The sequence below is a fragment of the Sphingobacterium cavernae genome, assembly GCF_008520265.1.
In the GTDB taxonomy this organism is placed as follows: Bacteria; Bacteroidota; Bacteroidia; order Sphingobacteriales; family Sphingobacteriaceae; genus Sphingobacterium; species Sphingobacterium cavernae.
On the sequence record NZ_VIQM01000036.1, the window covers coordinates 1 to 551 of the forward strand.

General features: G+C 43.0%; 1 protein-coding gene. It reads left to right on the forward strand.

From position 1 onward, the window contains the following. Positions 1-8 precede the first annotated feature (8 nt). A partial coding sequence (locus FLS47_RS07215; protein ID WP_223225171.1) for a Mu transposase domain-containing protein occupies positions 9-551 on the forward strand: 543 nt, incomplete at its 3' end.

A 551-nucleotide genomic window follows, 5' to 3' on the forward strand; every position in this document is an offset into this window, starting at 1 on the left:
ACTTGTTTATGGCTTCCGAAAAAGCGGCTCTTCAGTCTCTTCCCAAGAGTAGATTTCAGATCATGCATGTCGAGCACCGCAAAGTTAACCGGATGGGACATCTAAGTTTCAGGCAGAACTATTATTCGGTTCCTGCCCGCTATATGAGTCAATATGTCCGTATTGAGAGTAACGGAACAATACTTAAGGTATACGACGGCGTAAAGCAAATCGCTTTGCATCAAATATCATCCGACATAGGTATGTTTATTAGCCTTGAAGCTCACCGTCCTGATGATAAAAAATCGGTAAGCAAAAAAGAATATCGAAATATGATGACCGGTGTGGGTAGTTGCGCAGAAGCTTTCTTCGATGGTTTGGTACAGGAAGTGCCTTCACATTGGCGCAAGATGACTCAAGGAATCCTTTCTCTTAAAAAGCGGTTTACGAATGAGCAATTAGATATAGCCTGTGCAAGGGCATTGTATTTTCATGCCTTTAGCTACCAGCACATCAAAGGGATCTGCGAAAAAGGCTTGTTTGAATTGCCAAAGGAAAACGGCGCCACACTG